This window comes from Shewanella sp. FJAT-51649, from assembly GCF_019457435.1.
Taxonomy (GTDB): domain Bacteria; phylum Pseudomonadota; class Gammaproteobacteria; order Enterobacterales; family Shewanellaceae; genus Shewanella; species Shewanella mangrovisoli.
This window is the reverse complement of the sequence record NZ_CP080411.1, coordinates 3,326,877-3,348,155: the sequence shown is the minus strand read 5'-3', so window position 1 is coordinate 3,348,155 and position 21,279 is coordinate 3,326,877. Positions and strand designations below refer to the sequence as shown.

Here is a 21,279-nt window from a genome sequence, read left to right as displayed (position 1 = left end):
AGCCAAATGATGACTCAAGCCCAGACTTACTTCTATGACGGTAGCGATGTCGCGCTGTTAAACGGTCAATATACGGATGTGTTTTCCCTGCTCGGCATGCACAGCATCAACGAGGGCAAGGCCTTGGTGGTGCGCTGTTTCTTACGCAATGCCCAAAAGGTTGATGTGATAAGTCTTAAGGATGGCCGTAAGGTGGCGAGTCTTGAGCGCGTCAATGAGGCGGGGCTTTTTGCGGGGACGCTTGGCAGACGGGTTAAGCCCTTTTTGTATGCGCTGCGGGTGACTTATCCCCTCTGCGAGCTGGATATTATCGACCCCTATCAGTTTGGTTCCCTCCTCGATAGTCAGGACTTATATCTCTTCGGTGAGGGAAGTTCTGAGCAGGCCTATCGTTTTTTAGGTGCCAACTGGCGCCAAGTCGATAGCGTCGAAGGCGTGCATTTTTGCGTATGGGCCCCCAATGCGAAGCGGGTTTCTGTGGTGGGGGATTTTAATCACTGGGACGATACTCGCCATGTGATGCGCCAACATCTGGCCAACGGCTTGTGGGAGATTTTCCTGCCTGATGTTGCCGAAGGCGCGCACTATAAGTTTGATTTGGTTTATCAAAATGGCGAGCGCCACGCAAAATCTGACCCTATGGCGACCCAAATGGAATGTGCGCCGCACAATGCCTCCATAGTGCCGAAAAAACACCAACACCTGTGGGCAGATTCACAATGGATGGACAAACGGGCGAGCACGGCTTGGCATCGCGCCGCTATGTCTATCTACGAAGTGCAGTTAGGTTCTTGGCGCCGAAAAGGTGAGTTTGGTGAGCAATATTTTGATTATCAAGACTTAGTCGAACAGTTGATCCCCTATGTGAAGCAGCAAGGCTTTACCCATATTGAGTTGATGCCAGTCAGCGAGTATCCCTTCGATGGCTCTTGGGGGTATCAACCCGTTGGCCTGTATGCGCCGACCCATCGTTTTGGTGATGCTAATGGCTTAAAGGCCTTTATCGATGCATGCCATCAGGCCGAGGTTGGCGTGTTACTCGATTGGGTCGCGGCGCATTTCCCTAAGGATCCCCACGGTCTTGTGCGTTTCGATGGCACTTGCCTCTATGAACATGAAGACCCGCGCAAAGGCACGCACCCCGATTGGGATACGCTGATCTATAACTACGACCGCGGTGAGGTGCGTAGTTTTCTGCTCAGCAATGCCTGCTATTGGCTGCGGGAATTTCACTTAGATGGCCTGCGGCTCGATGCGGTGTCATCCATGTTGTACCTCGACTACAGCCGCGAACCCGGGCAATGGCTACCCAATGCCTATGGCGGACGGGAGAATTTAGAGGCGATTCACTTTCTGCAAATGTTGAATCAACGTTTGTATCAAGCCTTCCCCGGCATTTGCATGATAGCCGAAGAGTCAACCGCCTTTGCGGGGGTGACTAAGCCGACGGATTGCGGTGGGCTGGGGTTTGGTTTTAAGTGGAATATGGGCTGGATGAACGACAGCCTAAGCTACTTGGGTCGCGATCCCATTTATCGCCAGTATCACCATAACCAGCTGACCTTTAGTTTGATGTATGCCTACTCCGAGCAATTTATGCTGTCGATAAGCCATGATGAAGTGGTGCATGGTAAGGGCTCTTTACTGCATAAAATCCCTGGCGATGATTGGCAAAAATTCGCCACCCTCAGGGCCTATTACGGCTTTATGTGGGGGCATCCGGGCAAAAAATTACTGTTTATGGGCAGCGAGTTCGCCCAGCGCGACGAATGGAACCATAACCATAGTCTCGATTGGCATTTGCTCGCCTTCGAGCCCCACCAAGGCGTGCAACGCTGGCTTCGCGATCTGAATCAGCTTTATCGACAATTCCCCGCTTTATCTGTGCTCGACTATGAGTCGCAGGGATTTCGCTGGCTCGATTGTGACAATGGTCGCGACAGTATTTTTAGCTTTGTTCGCTATGGCGAGGGCAGTGATGTGCCCTTGGTGTTTGTGGTGAACATGACGCCCACTCTGCACCAAGGATTTCGTATTGGCTTGCCCCAAGGCGGGGATTTTTGTGAGTACCTCAATAGCGACAGCCATCTCTATGGCGGCAGCAATCAGGGGAATGCGGGCAAGGTAATTGCCGAAGATTTACCTTGGCAGGGCATGGCATCGAGTGCGTTGATCACTGTGCCGCCTCTGGGTTGCTTGATCCTCGGGCCTGCGACAGAGGCGCCCGACAGAGACCTTAGCCTATGATGAATCCTGTGCCTGCAAATGCTGATGGCTCAACCGCGTATAACCTAAGCGCGGGACAGCCTTTTCCCTTGGGGGCGACGGTCGATGATGGCGGGGTGAATTTCGCCCTGTTTTCGGCCCATGCTACTGGGGTGGAATTATGTCTGTTTGATGCCCAAGGCGAGGTGGAAATTCAGCGCATCGTCTTGACGGAGCAGACCCAGCAAATCTGGCATTTGTATGTGCATGGACTGAGTGCCGGTCAGCTGTATGGCTACCGTGTCTATGGTCCCTACGAGCCGCAATTAGGCCACAGATTTAATCCGCATAAATTGTTGTTAGACCCCTACGCGCGTCAGCTCGTGGGGCGTTATCACCACCATATCGCCAACTTTGGTTATGAGATTGATAACCCCAGTGAAGACTTATCTTTCAGCACCTTAGATAACGCGGACTTTGTCCCTAAGTGCAAAGTGGTCGATACTCGGCCTCTTTTTAATGCCGCTAAGACGCATAATATTCGGCCACTCTCAAGTCAGCGTGAGCCACTGCCGCTTGAGCAGTGCATTATCTATGAGATGCATTTAAAGGGATTTACCGCGCTGCACCCTGAGATAGATGCGCCACTGCGTGGCTCTTTTGCAGGGCTGGCATCGAATGCCGCGATAGATTACTTAGTCAATCTCGGCGTGAATTGCGTCGAGTTACTGCCAGTTCAGGCATTTTTCTCAGAGCCCTTTCTGCTTGAAAAACAGCTATCTAACTATTGGGGCTATAACAGCATTGGCTTTTTTGCACCTGAGCCGAGTTATCTCTCGAGTGAGGATATCGGCGAGTTTCGCACTATGGTGGATGCGCTGCACGGCGCGGGTATCGAAGTCATTCTCGATGTGGTCTATAACCACAGCGCCGAGGGCAGTCGCCTCGGACCGACCTTTAGCTTTCGCGGTATCGACAATCTGAGTTATTACCGCCTGCATCCAAACGATAAACGCTTTTATATCAACGATACCGGCTGCGGCAATACCTTAAACCTCAACCATCCACGCATGTTGCAGTTGGTGTTAGATTCGCTGCGTTACTGGGTCGAAGTGATGGGCGTCGATGGCTTTCGCTTCGATTTAGCCGCCTGTCTTGGCCGTGAAGCCTATGGATTCGACCCAGGTTGTGGTTTTTTCGATGCGCTGCTACAAGACCCTGTGCTATGCCGGGTGAAGCTGATTGCCGAGCCTTGGGATATTGGCCCAGGTGGGTATCAGCTGGGTAATTTTCCGGTGGCCTTTAGCGAGTGGAATGACAGATACCGTGACACTATGCGGCGTTTTTGGCGGGGTGACCACGGTATGTTGCCCGAGTTTGCGCGGCGATTTCATGGCTCGGGGGATTTCTTTGAGCATAGCGGCCGGCCTCCTGCCGCCAGTATCAACTTTTTAACCAGTCATGATGGTTTTACTCTTAAAGATTTAGTGAGTTATTGCGAGCGGCACAATTGGGCCAACGGTGAAGAAAACCGCGACGGCCACCATGAGAACTTCAGCCATCACTACGGAGTAGAAGGCGACACCGATGACGCCACCATTCTCGCGCTGCGCGCCCGCCAGCAACGTAATCTATTGACCACATTATTCCTCTCCCAAGGGGTGCCCATGTTACTCAGCGGCGATGAGACTGGCCGCACCCAAGGCGGGAATAATAACGCCTATTGCCAAGATAACCCCTTGAATTGGTTAGATTGGTCAGCGGAGGGCATAGATAGATCATTGCTGAGTTTCACCTCACAGTTGATTGCCTTGCGTAAACGCTTTCCGCTCTTGTGTGCCAAACGTTTTATCCATGAGCAGCTAGTGGCCAATGCCTTCGATTGGTCGTCTGAGTCATCTTCAACTCAAGCAGCAAGCCCTGTATCAACCCCATCGGGGGCGAGGCTGGATTGGTTTAGTCGCCAAGGTGAACCTATGAGCAAAAGCCTGTGGAGTGAGTCCATGGGCCGCAGCCTTTGCGTGGTGTTATCGGGCAATTTAACTGCCAGTCAACCACAAACTCAGGCTGACACACTCCAAGCGCTGCTGTTGATGGTCAATGCCGATGAGCATCCCTTGGCTTTTACCCTGCCAGTTTTTGACGGTTTAGGGCCGTGGCAATGCCTGCTGCATACCCAAACCGACCCACAATTTTTAACTCCCACTGAGCCGCTGGATGCTCAGTCCTCACCGACGCGGTACTTGCTACAGGATCGCAGTCTTATGCTGTTTCATGCTGATTTTATAAGGAATTAACTATGAGTCATAACAGTGAGCTGAGCCCAAATACCAGCGGCGTTCCCCCAAAAAAACGTGCCACTAAGGCCGCGCCGAGTAAGCCAAAAGCGACACTCGAACCCTGCGAGCCCTGTGATGCCCTGCCCGCGACCTTTAATCGCCATGTACGTTACGGATTAAGCCGCGGCGAAGTGGCTCACGGTGAGTTATTTCAAGCGCTGGCACTCAGCGTTAAAGAGCAAATGTTGGATGAGTGGCGTGAGACGCGCATCAAAGATAGCTGCTATGACAACAAGCAAGTGGCCTATTTATCGCTGGAGTTTCTGATGGGCAGGGCATTAGGTAATGCCTTGTTAAATCTAGATTTAGAGCAAGATAGCCGCGAGGCGCTTAGCCAATATTCCGTGTCTCTTGAGGAGCTTGAAGAGGCCGAACATGACGCAGGATTAGGTAATGGTGGCCTTGGGCGGCTCGCCGCCTGTTTTCTCGATAGCTGCGCCAGCATGGATTTATCCGTCACGGGTTATGGCATTCGTTACGAATACGGCATGTTCGCCCAGAAGATTGTCGATGGCTATCAGGTAGAGCGTCCAGACCGTTGGCTGCGTGAGGGCAACCCGTGGGAGGTGCGTGTTCCGCACCATAATGTGACGGTAAAATTCTTTGGTCACACCGAATCCTATGTGGATAAACAAGGGCGCAGGCACATGATTTGGGTCGATACTCAAGATGTGCTCGCCGTGGCCTATGACATGCCCGTGCCCGGTTATCGCAATGGCCGGGTGAATAGCCTCAGACTTTGGAAGGCCGAGGCGACGGATGACTTTGATTTAGCGGAGTTTAACCAAGGGGATTACACAGAGGCGGTGGCGTGCAAGAACCTCGCAGAACAGATCACTATGGTGCTGTACCCCAACGATGCCAGCGAAAACGGTAAGGAGCTGCGACTGCGTCAGCAGTACTTTTTATCCTCCGCCAGCCTGCAGGCGATTTTAAAGCGTTGGGTGCATCACCACGGCCATGACTTCAGTGAGTTTGCCGCGAAAAATGTGATCCAACTGAATGACACTCACCCGAGTATTGCCGTCCCCGAATTAATGCGGCTGCTGGTGGATGAATATGGCCTCGAATGGGACGCCGCTTGGGCGATTACCAGCCACACAATGGCCTATACCAATCATACATTGTTGCCCGAGGCGTTAGAGCGCTGGCCCGTGCGTATGATGGCGCTGATGCTGCCGCGAATTTTAGAAATCATCTATGAAATCAACGCCAGATACCTAGATTTAGTTGCCCATCATTGGCCGGGAGATGGCGCTAAACTGGCCAGCATGTCGATCATTCAAGATGGCCCCGATCCCCATGTGCGCATGGCGTACCTAGCCATAGTGGCGAGCTTTTCGGTAAACGGTGTGGCGGTGCTGCATACCCAATTATTAAAATCGGGTCTGTTTAAGGATTTTTATAGCCTGTGGCCGGAGAAGTTTAACAATCGCACCAATGGCGTGACGCCAAGACGTTGGTTAGCCCACTGCAATCCCGCGCTCGCCAAACTGTTAACCAGCCATTTAGGCAAGGGCTGGGTGACGGATTTAAGCCAGCTGACGGCGCTCAATGCTTTAACCCAAGACACCAGCTTTATTCAAAAGTGGCGTGAGGTGAAACAAGCCAACAAGGTGCAACTCGCTGAGATGATAGCCAAGGAATGTGGCGTCGAGTTTGACCCTGCGATGCTGTTTGATGTGCAGGTTAAACGGATCCACGAGTACAAGCGTCAGTTACTCAATATTCTGCATGTGATCCATCTGTACCATCAAATCCAGCAGGGGCACACGGAGCATCTAGTGCCACGCTGCGTATTGATTGGCGGTAAAGCGGCGCCCGGTTACTTTATGGCGAAACTTATCATCAAACTCGCCAGTAATGTTGCCCATATGGTCAACTGCGATCCTGTGGTGGCGCCTTACCTGCGCTTTGCGTTTCTGCCCAATTACAACGTCAGTGCCATGGAAAAAATCTGTCCCGGCACCGATGTCTCCGAACAAATCTCCACCGCGGGTAAGGAGGCCTCTGGCACGGGCAATATGAAGTTCATGATGAACGGCGCACTCACCATAGGCACCTTAGATGGCGCCAATATCGAGATGCTTGAAGAGGTGGGCGAGGATAACTTTTTCCTCTTTGGCCTCAACGCCGAGCAAGTGACCCAAATGCGCTGCGATTATCAACCGCAACGGATTATCGCCGAGTCCCACGCCTTATCCGAAGTCATGGCCTTACTCAAGAGTGGCCATTTTAACCTCCTAGAGCCAGGGATTTTCGACCCCATTATCGCCTCGATTGAAAGCGCGGATGATCAGTGGATGACGGCGGCGGATTTCGACAGTTACCGCCTCGCCCAAGAAGCAGTGGCTAAGGCCTATAAAGATCCGAAAAAGTGGACGCAAATGAGTATTCGCAACACGGCGGCCAGTGGTCGCTTCTCCAGTGATGTGACGATTGCTGGCTATCGAGATGATATTTGGAAACTGTAACGGAGAGGTTAATGAGCAAAGGAATGCGCAGTGGTATGCAATCCTGCGGCCTTAGGGCGGCAGGGAAGAGTGGTTGTGAAGCAATCGGCACTGATGTGCTATTTGGGGAGTAGAGCCTATGTCTAATGTACGTTATATCAGTAATTTAACTCGTGAAACCTATGCATTGATTCTGGCTGGTGGCCGAGGCTCGCGTTTACATGAACTCACCGACTGGCGTGCTAAACCCGCGCTGTATTTCGGTGGTAAGTTTAGGATCATCGATTTTCCGCTGTCGAATTGCATCAACTCGGGGATCCGCCGCGTTGGGGTGGTGACCCAATATAAGTCGCACTCACTAATTCGCCACGTGATGCGTGGTTGGGGCCACTTTAAAAAGGAATTAGGTGAGTCTGTGGAGATCCTGCCCGCCTCACAACGTTACTCTGAGAATTGGTATCAGGGCACGGCTGACGCAGTATTTCAAAATATCGACATCATCCGCCATGAGCTGCCCAAGTACGTGATGGTGCTCTCAGGTGACCATGTATATCGCATGGATTACGCTGGCTTACTGGCCGCCCATGCCGAGTCCGGCGCCGATATGACAGTCTCCTGCCTCGAGGTGCCTGTGGCCGAAGCGGCGGGCGCATTTGGGGTGATGGAGGTCGATGACGAGATGCGCATCCTAGGATTTGAAGAAAAACCTAAGCATCCTAAACACTCCCCTGGCAATCCCGAGAAGTGCCTCGCCTCGATGGGCAACTATGTGTTTAACACTGAGTTTTTGTTCGAACAGTTGAAGAAAGATGCGCAAAACGCCAATTCCGATCGCGATTTTGGCAAAGATATTATTCCCTCGATCATAGAAAAACATAAAGTGTTTGCCTATCCCTTTAAGAGCGCCTTCCCCAACGAGCAAGCCTATTGGCGCGATGTGGGCACCTTAGATTCCTTCTGGCAGGCCAATATGGAATTGTTATCGCCCACGCCCGCCTTAAACCTCTACGATGCCAAATGGCCGATTTGGACCTATCAGGAGCAATTGCCCCCCGCCAAGTTTGTGTTCGACGATGACGATAGACGCGGCATGGCGGTGGATTCGATTATTTCCGGCGGCTGTATCATCTCGGGCGCGACCGTGCGCCGCAGCGTATTGTTTAACGAGGTGCGGGTCTGTTCCTACTCAGTGGTTGAGGATTCAGTAGTGCTGCCCGACGTGGTGGTGCTGCGCCACTGTAAGATTAAAAACGCCATCATCGATAGGGGCTGCATCATCCCCGAAGGCACAGTGATAGGTTATAACCACGACCATGACAGGGCAAAAGGCTTTAGGGTGTCCGAGAAAGGCATCACCTTAGTCACCCGCGATATGCTAGGGCTGCCCGTGGGCTATGAGTAAGGCCAAGTCGATAATCTGCTTGAATATTAACCCTGTTGGAGTATGAAGTTAGGTGAAACGCATATTAATGGTCGCGGCGGAAAATGGGGCGCTGAAAGGGGCGAAAGTGGGCGGTATGGCGGATGTGATCCGTGACTTGCCCCACGCGCTTGCGGGTGTTGAGATCCAAGCCGATGTAATTATGCCAAGCTACGGATTTTTAACGGGCCTTGGGGCCAAACTTATCCATGAGTTTGAGGTGAGTTTTGCCGGGCGACAGGAGCCGATTAAGTTGTATTGGCTGACGCACCCCAAGGTGCAGGGCGCCAATATTTATTTGCTGGAGCATGGGCTGTGGCAATCCAGTCCCGGGCAGATTTATAGCCAAGGCACGAGTGACCGCCCCTTTGCCGATGATGCGACTAAGTTTGCGCTGTTGTGTGCAAGCGTAGCCAAAGCCTTAGTGGCGGGGCTTGTGCCTATGCCTCAGCTTTTACATTTGCACGACTGGCACACTGGATGTTTAGCCATGCTGCGGGCGCTGGCGCCCGAGTATCAAGCATTGCAAAGCATAGAATGTGTGTTTTCGATTCATAATCTTGCGCTGCAGGGGATAAGGCCGCTGAGCCATGATACCTCAAGCTTTGCGGCTTGGTTTCCTCAATTATTCGCCCAGTTAGATGAGGGCCAACGCGCCCAGATTATCGATCCCCGCTATCCCCATTGCATCAATCCGATGCGGATGGGGATAACGCTGGCGGATAAGGTGCATCTCGTCTCACCGACCTACGCCAAGGAAGTGTTGTTTCCCTCCCGCCCCGAGTTGGGTTTCTTCGGTGGTGAAGGCTTGGAGGCGGATTTACAACGCAAAGCTGAGCAGGGGCGAGTGCTTGGCATTTTAAACGGTTGCGAATACCCAGAGGCTTTAGCGCAAAGCTCCCTCGAACGTATGGGATTAACTGAGTTTAAGGCGTTACTGAGTTGCATCGAGTCGGCCTTAGTGCAGTGGCTGGGTGGGCGAACTCGGGTGAGTGGCGTCGATATGATTGCCTTTACGCGGCTGCAAGCCCTGTGGCGCCAAGCCTCTGTGGGGGAGTATCCGGACTTTCTGTTGACCTCGGTTGGTCGGCTGACCGATCAAAAAGTGTTGATCCTGCGGCATATTTTACCTTCTGGCTTATCGGTATTAGAGACATTGCTGCAACAGCTGCAACAGCTGCAACAGCTGCAACAGCTGCAACAGCTGCAACAGCTGCAACAGTTGCCGCAAACGCAGCCTAAGGCTCTGTTTGTGTTACTGGGCAGTGGCGACCCTGAGATAGGGCAGTTTTTTCAAACTCTTGCGGCTAAGTATGCCCATTTTGTGTTTCTGCAGGGATACCATGAGGAGCTCTCACAGTGTCTTTATCAACTGGGTGATTTATTCCTGATGCCAAGCTCCTTCGAACCTTGTGGTATTAGCCAAATGCTCGCCATGCGTAGCGGTCAGCCTTGCCTAGTGCATGGTGTGGGCGGATTGCGGGATACGGTCGAGGACAATGTCGATGGCTTTGTGTTCTATGGCGAGGATATCAAGGCGCAGGGTGAGGCGTTACTAGCAAAGCTTGCCGACGCATTGGAGACATTTGGCGCTGGTGATTGGATGCAATTCAAGCGTAATGCCAAAGCGCGGCGCTTTGATTGGCGTAGCATAGCCCTCGAATACAATAAACAACTCTACAACATTTTGTGAGTTACCCCTTGTAATTAGACCATGATTTGTAAGCAATTCTGCTACACTTGTGAGGGAGAGTTTTCGTAAGATAATCCGTTCCCTCATTTTTGGAGTTGCTTCCACATCCATGGATAAAAGCATTTTCTTACCCTTAGTACAAAATGCGGCGTTATTGCTCGCCTTGGTGTTTTTGTACGATGCGATTCCTAAAAAGCATCAGCGGCAGTATTTTTTGCTGTGGCGGCTGGGGATCGGATTACTCATAGGTGGCATTGGCGTCACTATTATGAGTACCCCATGGATGTACGAACCCGGCATTATCTTCGATACCCGCTCTGTGCTCCTATGTGTCACCGGTCTGTTTTTTGGCGGTTTGCCCACCGCCATCGCCGTTGTGATGACAGCCATTTATCGGATCAGCATTGGCGGCGCCGCCATGTGGGTTGGCTTAGGGGTGATTATTTCCTCAGGCTTGATTGGGGTGATATGGCGCCAGCAACGTAAATCTTACCTTGCCAATATCTCTGGCAGAGAAATCTTCAGCTTTGCCTTCGTCGTGCATATCGTCATGTTATTGTGGTTCTTTTTGCTGCCGGACAAGGTTGCCATTCCCGTGCTGCAAAAAATCATGTTGCCTGTGCTAACCATTTATCCCCTCGCGACTTGGCTACTGAGTCGTTTGCTGTCCCGCCGTTTTGAGCTCGAGCGTGACGAGCAGATCCGTTTGCAGGATGATTTTCTATTCCGCAGCCAATTTAACGTCGGCAACATCGGGATTGCCATTACCGGCGTCGATCAAAAGTGGATCAAGGTGAATCCCAGGTTGTGCCAGATGCTGAAATACTCAGAAGATGAGCTGCTGCATATGACCTGGAAACAGCTCACCCATCCCGATGATGTCGAGGCGGACATAGTCAAGTTTGAGCTGATGCTGGCGGGTAAAATCGATAACTATGAAATGGATAAACGTTTTATCGCCAAAGATAACTCGATTGTATATACCCATATGACGGTCGCCTGTAAGCGCGCGAATCATCAAGTGTTATTGGTGATTGCGGGTTATTTGGATGTCACCGCCCAGACTCTGGCCGATAGGGAAGTGCTCGCCAGTCGTGAGCAACTCGAGCTGGTGTTAAGCAGTAGCGATCTGGGCGTTTGGGACTGGGATATCCGTAATGACCATATCGAGCGTAACGCCCGCAGTGCCGATATTTTAGGTTGCGATATTGATATGCTCAACGCCAATAGTCGCCAATGGATGGACTCGATTGTCGCCGAGGACAGGCCCAAGGTGCTGCACTCGATTGAAGCCCATATTCGCGGAGAAACGCCGCAACATAAGATGGAATATCGCTTAAAAACCCTTAACCGCGATATCCGCTGGATTTTAGATACGGGCAAAGTGGTGAGCCGCGATGCCAACAACAACGCCTTAAGAATGTGCGGTACCTATACCGATATCACCGAGGCCAAGCTTATTGAAGAATCCCTAAAGCTGTCGGCGCTGGTCTATGACAACAGCTCCGAGGCCATGAGTGTGCTCGATGAAACGGGGGTGATCATCACAGTCAATGCCGCATTTACCGCGATCACGGGTTATAGCGAGTCAGAAATTCGTGGTCAGCATATTCGCCTACTTTATTGCGATCTCAACGGTCACGGCTTTTATACTGAGATGAATAATGAAATTCGCGAGAAGGGCGAGTGGCAGGGGGAGATGCGCCAGCGACGTAAGAACAATGAAGAGTACGTCATTTGGCTCACCATCAACACCATCAAAGATAAAGATGGCCAACCTTACCGGCGTGTGGCGCTGTTTTCTGATATTACGGATAAAAAGCAGAGCGAGCATTTGATCTGGAAACAGGCCAACTACGACACGCTAACGGGCTTGCCGAATCGGCGCATGTTGCTCGAATATTTAGGCGCCGAGATCAAGAGTGCCGACCGCAATCGCAATCATTTTGCCTTGATGTTCCTCGATCTGGATTATTTTAAAGAAGTGAACGACACCCTAGGCCATGCGATGGGGGATCTATTGCTGATTGAAACCGCCAGTCGCTTAAAATCCTGCGTGCGGGATGCCGATGTGGTGGCGCGCCTCGGCGGGGATGAGTTTACTGTGGTGCTCAGTTCAATGGTGGATCACAAGGGGATAGAGCGGGTTGCCGAACATATCTTAAGGCGCATTGCCGAGCCCTATGTGCTGGGGGAGGAAACCGCCTATATCAGCGCCAGTATTGGCATCACTCTGTATCCCGATGATGCGACTAGTATCGAAGGTCTGCTCAAACATGCGGATCAGGCCATGTATGCGGCGAAAGATCAGGGCCGCAATCGTTTCAACTATTTCACTCCTTCGATGCAGGAATACGCTAAGTATCGGATGCGCTTAATCCAAGATTTACGCCAGGCAGTGGTGAGCAAAGAATTTGAACTGCACTATCAACCCATAGTGACCATGACCACGGGCGAGGTGCTTAAGGCAGAAGCGCTATTACGTTGGTTTCATCCGGAGCGGGGTTATGTTTCCCCTGCGGAATTTATTCCGGTTGCTGAAGATACTGGGCTGATTGTCGAGATTGGCAACTGGGTCTTTGAGCAGGCGGCGCGGCAAAGTGCCCTGTGGCGTAAAACCTTTGGAGTCGATATCCAGATCAGCGTTAACAAGTCACCCATCCAGTTTCGCGATGAGGGTACACTGCTGCACAATTGGCTGGAATTACTGCAGAAATTAGATGTCACCGGCACGGGCGTATGCGTCGAAATTACCGAAGGGTTACTCCTTGATGCCAGTATGGGCGTCACCGAAAAACTCTTGGCCTATCGGGATGCGGGCGTACAAGTTTCCCTAGACGACTTTGGCACAGGTTATTCGTCCTTGGCGTATTTGAAGAAGTTCGATATCGATTATTTAAAAATCGATCAATCCTTTACCCGCAATATCGACACCGATGAAAGCGACCAAACCCTGTGCGAAGCCATTATCGTTATGGCCCATAAGCTGGGAATGAAAGTCATCGCCGAAGGGGTCGAAACCGAGGCGCAGCGCCAAGTGTTGCTGACTGCGGGTTGTGACTATGGTCAGGGCTATTTATTCTCTAAACCCGTGAGTGCCACAGAGTTTGCGAGCAAGTATTTGGTTAAAGAGGCTTAGTTGATAGCTGTGTAACTATTCTCCTGCACTTATGGTTATCTTTTGCCTATAAATGCGCCGCAAATTTTGCTAGACTCCGCGGCCCCGTAAAGGGCTATATGGCGGCTGATTCGAATAGCAGTTGATTCGTGTAGCGGTTGATAAAGCCGCTAACAACGCCGCACTTTATGGAACCAAGCTGTACTCAGCGGTTTTGCATTCACACTTCGCACTAACAAAAAGAGCTTTTATGAAATTTGACACACTCGGCTTATCTTCCCCTATTTTGAATGCGATAGCTGAGTGTGGCTATCAGCAGCTCACGCAAGTGCAGCAGCAGGTGATCCCCCTCGCGCTCGAAGGAAAAGACATTATGGCCTGCGCCCAAACGGGCACGGGTAAAACCGCATCCTTTGCCTTACCCGTACTTGAGCAACTGTCAAAGCAGCCAAATGATAAGCCTCTGCTGCGTGCGCTAGTGATGACACCTACCCGGGAACTGGCGATTCAAGTTTGCGCTAACATTCAGAAATACAGTCAGTTTTTACCCCTGAAAACCTTAGCCGTTTATGGCGGCGCGAACATGAATCCGCAGCGTAAAGGGGTGGAGCAGGGGGTGGATATTTTAGTGGCAACACCAGGGCGACTATTCGACATTATTGGCCAGTTCCATTTAGATCTCTCGAGTGTGACCACCTTAGTGATCGACGAAGCGGACCGCATGCTCGATTTAGGCTTTGTGCGCGACATTGAAAAGGTAAAACGCCTTATCGCCACTGAGCATCAAACTATGTTGTTTTCAGCCACCTACAGTGATGCTGTAAAGCAGCTTTCCCATAAGATGCTCAATCAACCCGAGTGGGTGAATGTGGCCGAAAATACCACGGCATCCACGGTTGAGCAGCTAGTTTATCGAGTCGATAAACGCCGCAAGGCCGAATTATTGTCTGAGCTTGTCGGGCGCAACAATTGGCGTCAGGTGCTGGTATTTGCCAGCACCAAGGAATGCGCCGAACATCTATTACAGGAACTCACCCTCGATGGGATCAGCGCAGGCGTGTTCCACGGCGATAAAACCCAAGGCGCGCGTAATCGCGTGCTCGATGATTTTAAAGCGGGCAAACTGCGGGTGCTGGTGGCGACCGATGTGGCGGCGCGCGGCTTAGATATTCAAGCGCTGCCCTTAGTGATTAACCTCGAATTGCCATTCCTTGCGGAAGACTATGTTCACCGAATTGGCCGCACCGGCCGTGCGGGACTCTCGGGGCGCGCGATATCATTTGTGTCTCCAGCCGATGATGAGATGCTGGCTGAGATTGAGGCCTTGATTGGCCAAACCCTGCCAGTGACGGTACAGCCCGGTTACGAGGAAGGCACACCGTTGCCTGCCCGTTACCGTGAGGCGCCGACGGCCACCACTAAGACTGCTAAGTGGAATTACAAGAGCAGTCGCAATACGGGGGCTAAGGGCGCGGGCGGTAATGGCACTAAAGGTCATGGCTCGAAAGGCAGCGGCGCGCGGGGCAAGGGCGGCTTTGGCGGCAACGCCGGATTTGGTCAATCGAGCGAAAGCCAAGCGCGGGCGCGTAAATCGCCAGCCCGTGAAGGTAAATACGCTAAAAATAAGCCGAATACTCAAAAGGGTAAATAATCCCTCAGCTTCTACTTATCCATTTATCAGCGCGCCATTGGCGCGCTTTTTGTTGAGCTTTTACGGGATAATCCCTACACTCGAGTGCCCTCAATTCTGTTCGTTGCCATGAGAGTGTCGTCCATGATAGTCAAAGCCATTCCCACCAATATCATCACAGGTTTTTTAGGCGTCGGTAAAACTAGCCTGATTAAACAGCTCCTTAAAACCAAACCCGAAGGCGAAACTTGGGCGGTATTAGTGAATGAGTTTGGTGAAGTCGGGATTGATGCTGGGTTGATGGATGCCAGCGACAGCGGCGTGCAAATTCGTGAGGTGGCGGGTGGCTGCATGTGCTGCGCCGCAGGTGTGCCGACTCAAGTGGCCATTAATCAACTGATCGCCCGTGCTAAGCCCGACAGATTACTGATTGAGCCAACGGGGCTTGGGCATCCCAATGAGATTATCAAAGTGCTCAGTGCGCCCCATTATCACAATGTTATCAGCTTGCAGAGCACACTATGCCTTATCGATGCCCGCAAATTACGGGATGAACGCTACCGTGGGCACGACAATTTTATCCAGCAGTTGCACGTCGCCGATGTGATAGTCACCACGAAAACCGACTTGTACCCCGAGTTTGAAGCGGTAGAGGGCGGACACTTGGTGGACGACTTAAGCCAATATCTGAATGAGTTACAGCTGAGTGATACTCGCGTGATTGAACATAATACGTCACAGGGATTATCCACAGCCTTGATAGACAGCCTTAAACAGCCACGTCGTCAAAAGGCATCGATGGGAAAATCCGCAGCTTTTACACCAGTGGTAGCAGCTTCAAGTCTTTTGCGTAATAGCCGCGACAATTTAGGATTACAGGGCGTTTTTGCCGAGGAGGCGAGCGAGCAAACATTTCAATTCGATGCGCGCGGCCTAGTGCGTAAACACAATCAGGGCGAAGGTTGTTTTAGTTGCGGCTGGGTCGTTGAGCCAATGCAAGAGTTTGATTTTGATAAACTCATGCAGTTTATCTCGGCGCAGACTCAAGGTCATCCTGCACTTTTGCGGTTAAAAGCGGTGATGATCACCAGCGATGGTATTGCCGGGATCAATTGGAGTGATGGCGATATGGCGGTGACTGAGCTGGACGATAGCCTAGATTCGCGCTTAGAAATGATCGCGACCCAAGCGCTAAATTGGGATGAGATTGAGCAAGGCTTGTTGGGTTGCTTAGCGCACTAGGCTAAGTGAGCCAGTTAATCTGAAGTTGGGAGTCGTGTTACTCGGTCAGCATAGTATCTGGGATAGACACGCCTCTTGCCTTTGCGAGGTTCGCTAATTCACCGCTTTGCACCATATCCTGCAAAAACAGATCGAAACTATCCAGAAGCGGTTGAAATTGTGCGTATTTTGGAAATGCCATAAAGCCATCTTGAGTATCAATCGTGGGTGAAAGTGGCGCGATAGCCTGTGGGATCTTGATTTGTGCCAGTAAGGCTTGAGTGTTACGCACATTGCTGGCGAGCAGGTCGAGATCGCCACGGGATAAGCGCTCTATACCACTCTTAAGATCGGTAAATTCATTGACGGTGAGCGACTTAGTACGCTCGTTAAACAGATAGCCGTAATTCCAGCCCTGCATCTTACCAATTCTTAATCCACGGATACTGGCGTAGTTACCATCCCAAGGTGTGGGATTGTGGGTTCTGGCGTAAAAGACAATGTCATCGCGGTAAAAGGCGAGGGAGGAAAAGGCTAAAACTTTCTGCCGAGCCTCGGAAATGTAGGGGCCAATCAGAATATCCGCTTGCCCTCGTTCGACCATAGATTGGGCGCGGCGCCAAGGCGCAAGTTGATAGTGAATCGTCACTTTTTGCTGTTCGGCAAAGCGATTCAGAATGTCCACCCCTAAACCGCTGTATTCACCTTTGGCATTCTGTTCAAAAATCTGGCTAAACGAGGTACCGACGGCAAGCAGCTCCTCTGCCTGTGCGGGCGGGCACAGGCTTGAGAGGATAAAAAGGCTGTAAGCGATAAGCACTCTTTTAAATGCCATTGACGGTTCCTTTATGACTACTATAGGAATTTAGTTCAATTTCGAGGTAGTTATTAGGTAAATGTTCTTTTTCCTCAATACTGGCAAATTGTACACCGATTTTTATGCTTATTCGCAGTTTGCAAAGCGACATTACAGAATAAGAGTGTTTATTTAAATGGAAGATAAGCGAATCAATTTATTAGTATTTTACGAGCTTTTTAATCTGGCTATACCTGTTTCAATTTGTATCTTACCAAGTTTGATAACGGGTTTAGGATGTTGATATTCAGGCAGGCTCAAGCAAACTGAGTTATGCTGCGCCGCCAATAGGTATTTTTCGATAAGAAGTGAGCCAATGAAATTACAGCAAGTAGATAAAACGGTTTACCGCAGCAATATGAACCTGTTTATGGTGGCCTTAGTGCTGGGGCTGATTGTTTTGTCCATAAGTTTTGGGGCGGGATTGATTGCGCTTTTTGGCGTAGAGGCTGTGCCCGGTGAGCCGACGGGGAATTTCCATTGGAATCTACTCGGGGTGATTTTGGCGGTGTTACTCTGTAGCGCCATAGTGTATCAGCTTAAGAGTAAACCCTTCTTTAGAGAGATTTATTACGTTTGGCAGTTAAAGCAGCTGCAAAATCGAATTTACCGTAAGCTGAATAAAATTCGGGCCGCGGCGGCGACTAATGATGTAAACGCCTTGATTACATTGCTGTTTTACTTCACCAGTTTACGCCAAGTCTATCTGCTGGATGATAATACTTTGACCTTATCCAGCGTTGATAAGGAGTTAAACCAACTGCAAGAGCAGTGCAACGCCTTGGGGTTAACGCTCTCGGCCGAGCAATTTGAAGTAGCGCTGTTAGCGGGTTTTTAGTGGCATTTGTGCCAAGCATTGTCACATCCAATAAAAAAGTGAGTGCCTACACACTCACTTTTTTCGAACTTACTTTTTAGATAAGCCTATTGGGGTAAGAACTTACGTCTCTTATTACGCCCTAGAAGACCCTGCCCATTAGTGTGCGGCTTGCTGCGCCCGTTGCAGCGTCAGTAACCACTTACCATAGATATAAATCCCCACAGCCGAAATGGTGCCGATCGCGGCAATAATATACCAAGCCATGCCGATATTGTGGCTGTGGTAGAGCAGCTGAGTCAGATCATGGGCGTTTTCGCCAGTAAAGCTGACTAAGGTGGTAAAGGCTTCCCCTTGCGGGATAGCGTTCACATCCGCTGAGCTCATGCCGCGCTCGAGTAATAACTCGCGTGAGAACAATTCTTTCGAGGCAAAAATCTCATAGAGTTTTGGGCCGAAATAGCCTTCTAAGCCCCAACCAATCCCTTGCGGTAGCATCACAAAACCAAGGTACATGGCTTTTTTACCTTCGGGGGCAATGTTACCCATAAACTCGTTTTTCTTCGGGCTAATCATCATCTCGCCGATGGAGAACATGGCAATGGCAAGCACAATAAACCAAGCGGCATGGAAGGCGCCGATAAACACAAAGGCTAAGATACTGAGTAAGCAGCCAATTAGCATTGCCGTGGTGATGCGGTACTTGGCGGTAAGGGCGGCAATTAAAAAGCAGCTGGTCATAATCAGGCCGGCGTTGAGGTTCAGCATGCCTTCTGGCATCACCTTAGTACCTTCGTTATTTAACCCGAGCCAGAATTGTAAAATACCGTTGCTGGTGCCTTCGCTGCCAAACAGGCTGGTCACAATCACGCTGGTATCGACCCACTCCGAAATATGGATGGGCAGTACGTCGAACAGGGAGTTATACAAAAACCAGAAGCCTGCAAACACTAACATGTAGTAGATGACGATAGGTTTTTTCAGTTCATGCCAAGCGTCGCGCCAGAGCGCTTCTTGTTTAATTTCGCCGGATTTAATTTGCTGATTACGGGCGATGCGCTCGGCCTTACCCGGCTCGGTATAGGTCAATAAGAACAAGAAGTTTAACGAGATAATCGCGGCGCAGGCGTAAAACACATTATCCCAAGAAAGCTGGCGCATATGCACAGCAACCAATGGGCCTAAGAAGCCACCGATATTCACCACTTGGTAAAATATCCCCCAGGCCATGGAGGTGTTATTACGATTGGTTGAGAGTACTAAGGTGCCTTGAATGCCGGGTTTAAATATCCCTGTGCCGATGGCGAGTAACAATGCCCCCGATAAGAAGCCCCAAAAGGTGGGGAAAAACGCCATGGTCAGATAGCCCATGATTTTAATCACGGTTGAGCCGAAAATGGTTTCCTTGTAGCCGACCCTATCGGAAATCCCGCCAGTAAACACGGGCACAAAGGTCTGCATGATGGCCCAGAGCGAGATAATGATGCCATAGTCGCTGAGGCTGATCCCCAGACCGCCCGCCGACTCGGGGGCTTTGGCATATAAACCCGCACTGGCTTTGACACCGTAATAGGCGATACGCTCGACCAGCTCCATGCCGCCCACTAACCAAAAAATATAACTTAGGCTAGTGATCGAGGCCCACATGCCTAACTGCTTGACTTCGCGCAGATCATTCTCTGCATTTGGACTATTGTGACTCATGTCCTTCCCTTTATTATTGTTATTGAATTTAATTCCACTAATTCATTATTAATTAAATGGTTAACTCAATTGTTTAGGCAAATAATGCCTAGGTAATTAACCGATTTCGGGCAATTTAAGCCTACACTTTACCTAATTAAGGGTTAAATACCAAAAAAGTAGTGAAAAATGATGAGTTTCGCCACATCTGTTATTAAGTGATGCTCGCTTGTTGCAATCACGGAATAAATGTGTGCAAGCAGTAAGGTATTGTGCTGATTAGTTTTTGTTACAAATCCTCCTCATTCAATCCCTTTGGTATTAAGGCAAAATTTAGGTACAATCTTCTGCCGCATTTTTGTTCATCCACTATTTTATCTGTGCGAATACAGCTTATCTGTGTGAATACAGTCAGAATAATGTGAATGCGAGCCCTGCCTTTATTTTTGTGAGATTAGGTTATGACTGCAATTTCCCATAGCGCAACGGACCAACGCCTGCTGCAAGAGCCGATTGCTAAGCTTTTCTGGCGCTATACCATTCCAACGATCGCCTCCATGTTGGTGACTGGGGTGTATGTCACCATTGATGGTATCTTCGTTGGCCATTATCTCGGTGAAACCGGATTAGCGGGTATGATGCTGGCCTATCCCGTGGGCGCGATACTCTATGCTGTCGGCGCCATGATAGGCATGGGCAGCGCGGCGTTAGTCTCGATTAACTTAGGGCAAGGTAATGTCGCCAAGGCGCGTAAGTTGCTCGGCAATGCCTTTAGTTTATGTTTACTGGCGGGGGCATTTTTTGCCTTAATCGGCGGGATCTTTTCTCGGGATATTTTAATTGCCCTCGGCGCCGAGGGGGAGATACTCGAAAACGCTAACGAATACCTGTTCTGGTATTTTGCCTTATGTCATTTCCCTATTATTTCAATGGCATTTACCACCTTGCTGCGTAATGACGGTCGCCCCTCCATGGTGACCTTTGTGCTGATCTTAGGTGGTGTGCTGAACACCTTTTTAGATTGGCTGTTTATTGTGGTGTTTCCCTTTGGTTTGGCCGGGGCGGCGATTGCCACCATGTTGTCCCAGGCCGTGACTGGTTTACTCTGCCTGCAGCATTTTTTTGGGGCGCGCACTCAGCTCAAAATCAATCTTGAGCAGATGAAGCTAAAGCTCGATAACTGCCTCAATATTGCCCGTGTTGGCTTGCCAAGCTTTTTAATGAACCTGTATTTATCGATTGTATTGACCCTGCATAACACCGCCTTTTTATGGGTCGGTGGCCCTCTGCATGTGGCGGCATACGGGGTGGTGAGTTACACCGAAGCATTCTTCTATCTGATTTTTGAAGGCATTGCCCTCGGCACTCAACCGATTTACAGCTTTAATGCGGGGGCAGGGCGCTTCGACAGGGTTAAGCAGGCACGCAATATCGCCTTTGGCATGACCTTACTCACCGCCGCACTTGGCTTAGTGTTGATTTATTCCCGCCCCGAATGGTTGGTATACCTGTTTGCCGGTGACAACCCAAGCTTAACGCCGGTCGCGATTGAAGGCATGCGTTGGTATTTCTGGGGCTTACCGATGGAAGGCTTGATTCTTGTGGGCGCCAGTTTCTTCCAAGCGATTAATTGTTCTAAACAGGCCTCGATACTCACAGGGGCGAAACTGCTGCTTATCGCCGCCATTATCTATTGTTTTGCCTGGGCCTTTGGCGTGATTGGCGTGTGGGTGTCGCTCGCGACCTGTAGCACTATGCTGGTGATTTGGATGTGTATTGCTATGGAGCGGCTTCAAGTGAACGCTAAAGTCTGATGCTGTTTACGCATTATCTTTACCTTCGAA

12 protein-coding genes are annotated in these 21,279 nt (G+C 50.5%); 10 read left to right on the top strand and 2 right to left on the bottom strand.

What is annotated here, in order from left to right; translation table 11 throughout:
- The first annotated feature begins 6 nt into the window (after positions 1-6).
- The 8 genes from glgB to K0H59_RS14735 all read left to right on the top strand — a co-directional run bounded on the left by glgB (position 7) and on the right by K0H59_RS14735 (position 16,100).
- Positions 7-2,247, top strand: coding sequence for a 1,4-alpha-glucan branching protein GlgB (gene glgB, locus K0H59_RS14770; RefSeq protein ID WP_220053553.1), 2,241 nt, complete (start codon positions 7-9; stop codon positions 2,245-2,247).
- Entirely contained in the window at positions 2,244-4,502 is a 2,259-nt protein-coding gene (gene glgX / locus K0H59_RS14765) for a glycogen debranching protein GlgX (RefSeq protein WP_220053552.1), read from the top strand. Before glgB ends, glgX begins: the two co-directional genes overlap by 4 nt.
- A gap of 2 nt (positions 4,503-4,504) precedes the next feature.
- The gene (locus K0H59_RS14760) at positions 4,505-7,018 is read left to right on the top strand and encodes a glycogen/starch/alpha-glucan phosphorylase (protein ID WP_220053551.1); all 2,514 of its coding nucleotides are present in this window, start codon (positions 4,505-4,507) and stop codon (positions 7,016-7,018) included.
- Positions 7,019-7,136: 118 nt separating this feature from the next.
- The gene (gene glgC, locus K0H59_RS14755) at positions 7,137-8,399 is read left to right on the top strand and encodes a glucose-1-phosphate adenylyltransferase (RefSeq protein ID WP_011717793.1); all 1,263 of its coding nucleotides are present in this window, start codon (positions 7,137-7,139) and stop codon (positions 8,397-8,399) included.
- 67 nt (positions 8,400-8,466) lie between these two features.
- On the top strand, positions 8,467-10,110 hold the full coding sequence (locus K0H59_RS14750) for a glycogen/starch synthase (RefSeq protein ID WP_220055613.1): 1,644 nt from the start codon (positions 8,467-8,469) through the stop codon (positions 10,108-10,110).
- 109 nt (positions 10,111-10,219) lie between these two features.
- Complete coding sequence (locus K0H59_RS14745) at positions 10,220-13,249, top strand: EAL domain-containing protein (RefSeq protein WP_220053550.1); 3,030 nt, start codon at positions 10,220-10,222, stop codon at positions 13,247-13,249.
- 229 nt (positions 13,250-13,478) lie between these two features.
- Complete coding sequence (locus K0H59_RS14740; protein WP_220053549.1) at positions 13,479-14,879, top strand: DEAD/DEAH box helicase; 1,401 nt, start codon at positions 13,479-13,481, stop codon at positions 14,877-14,879.
- Positions 14,880-15,002: 123 nt separating this feature from the next.
- A complete protein-coding gene (locus tag K0H59_RS14735; RefSeq protein ID WP_220053548.1) occupies positions 15,003-16,100 on the top strand; it encodes a GTP-binding protein in 1,098 nt (365 codons plus the stop codon).
- 37 nt (positions 16,101-16,137) lie between these two features.
- On the opposite strand, the gene K0H59_RS14730 is transcribed toward K0H59_RS14735, so the two are convergent.
- The gene (locus K0H59_RS14730; protein ID WP_011717788.1) at positions 16,138-16,914 is read right to left on the bottom strand and encodes an ABC transporter substrate-binding protein; all 777 of its coding nucleotides are present in this window, start codon (positions 16,912-16,914) and stop codon (positions 16,138-16,140) included.
- A gap of 337 nt (positions 16,915-17,251) precedes the next feature.
- Here K0H59_RS14730 and K0H59_RS14725 point away from each other — a divergent pair, with 337 nt between their 5' ends.
- Complete coding sequence (locus K0H59_RS14725; RefSeq protein ID WP_220053547.1) at positions 17,252-17,773, top strand: DUF3087 domain-containing protein; 522 nt, start codon at positions 17,252-17,254, stop codon at positions 17,771-17,773.
- Between the two features lie 138 nt (positions 17,774-17,911).
- On the opposite strand, the gene K0H59_RS14720 is transcribed toward K0H59_RS14725, so the two are convergent.
- On the bottom strand, positions 17,912-19,456 hold the full coding sequence (locus K0H59_RS14720; RefSeq protein ID WP_220053546.1) for an MFS transporter: 1,545 nt from the start codon (positions 19,454-19,456) through the stop codon (positions 17,912-17,914).
- 440 nt (positions 19,457-19,896) lie between these two features.
- Here K0H59_RS14720 and K0H59_RS14715 point away from each other — a divergent pair, with 440 nt between their 5' ends.
- Positions 19,897-21,249 carry an MATE family efflux transporter gene (locus K0H59_RS14715; RefSeq protein WP_220053545.1) on the top strand — a complete coding sequence of 451 codons (1,353 nt, stop codon included), beginning with the start codon at positions 19,897-19,899 and terminating at the stop codon, positions 21,247-21,249.
- Positions 21,250-21,279: the final 30 nt, after the last annotated feature.